Source organism: Psychrobacter sp. TPE 89C (assembly GCF_055522395.1).
The window spans coordinates 1-1,275 of sequence record NZ_JBVFXW010000101.1 but is presented as its reverse complement, the minus strand read 5'-3'; the positions used below and the strand labels follow the sequence as shown (position 1 = coordinate 1,275).

Annotated in this window: 1 protein-coding gene; it reads right to left on the bottom strand. The window is 46.4% G+C overall.

Annotated features, from left to right (window positions below; translation table 11 throughout):
* Positions 1-63: 63 nt before the first annotated feature.
* Positions 64-1,254 carry an elongation factor Tu gene (gene tuf / locus ACZW67_RS14265; protein WP_197135298.1) on the bottom strand — a complete coding sequence of 397 codons (1,191 nt, stop codon included), beginning with the start codon at positions 1,252-1,254 and terminating at the stop codon, positions 64-66.
* Positions 1,255-1,275 lie beyond the last annotated feature (21 nt).

The following is a 1,275-nucleotide window of genomic DNA, read 5'->3' as shown; positions in this document are numbered from 1 at the left end:
AAAAAAGCCGTTCTCAATAAAGAGAACGGCTTTTGACTAACGAGTTAAATACTAGGATCAGTATTAAACGTTAACGTTAGCAACAACACCAGCGCCTACAGTACGGCCGCCTTCACGAATAGCGAAGCGAAGACCTTTGTCCATAGCGATTGGGTGGATAAGCTCTACGCCCATCTCAACGTTATCACCAGGCATTACCATTTCAGTACCGTCTTGTAATTGGATTGCGCCAGTTACGTCAGTAGTACGGAAGTAGAACTGTGGACGATAGCCGTTTAGGAATGGTGTGTGACGACCACCCTCTTCTTTGCTCAACACATATACTTCAGCGTCAAACTTGGTGTGAGGAGTGATTGAACCTGGCTTAGCAAGTACTTGGCCACGTTGTACGTCTTCACGCTTAGTACCACGTAGTAGTACGCCACAGTTTTCGCCTGCACGACCTTCGTCAAGCAGTTTACGGAACATCTCTACACCAGTACAGGTGGTTTTTTGAGTGTCACGGATACCAACGATTTCGATTTCGTCGCCAACGCGTACGATACCAGATTCAACACGGCCAGTTACAACAGTACCACGACCTGAGATTGAGAATACGTCTTCGATTGGCATTAGGAATGCTTTATCAACGTCACGCTCTGGCTCTGGGATGTAGGTGTCTAGAACTTTCAATAGTTCTACGACAGCTGGTTGGCCATATTTTTCTTGTGAGCCTTTTAGGGCTTCAGTAGCTGAACCATGGATGATTGGCGTGTCATCACCTGGGAAGTCGTAGTCAGAAAGTAATTCACGTACTTCCATTTCTACTAGTTCTAGCAATTCTTCGTCATCAACAACATCACATTTGTTCATGAATACGATGATGTACGGTACGCCAACCTGACGTGAAAGCAAGATGTGCTCACGTGTTTGTGGCATAGGGCCGTCAGTTGCAGATACGACTAGGATTGCGCCGTCCATTTGAGCAGCACCAGTGATCATGTTTTTAACATAATCGGCGTGACCTGGGCAATCTACGTGAGCATAGTGACGTGCATCTGTGTCATATTCTACGTGTGAGGTGTTGATGGTGATACCACGTGCTTTTTCTTCTGGTGCTGAGTCAATAGACGCGTAGTCTTTGGCTTCGCCACCTGAAGTGATTGCAGCTACAGTTGCGATAGCAGCTGTTAGGGTTGTTTTACCGTGGTCAACGTGTCCGATGGTACCAACGTTGACATGCGGTTTTAGACGTTCAAACTTGGCCTTTGCCATGGGTATTTCCTCTTTTTTTGG

What these genes read in the sequence shown, in the direction of transcription:
- tuf (WP_197135298.1), bottom strand. Translation starts at nt 1,254, where the DNA reads ATGGCAAAGGCCAAGTTTGAACGTCTAAAACCGCATGTCAACGTTGGT.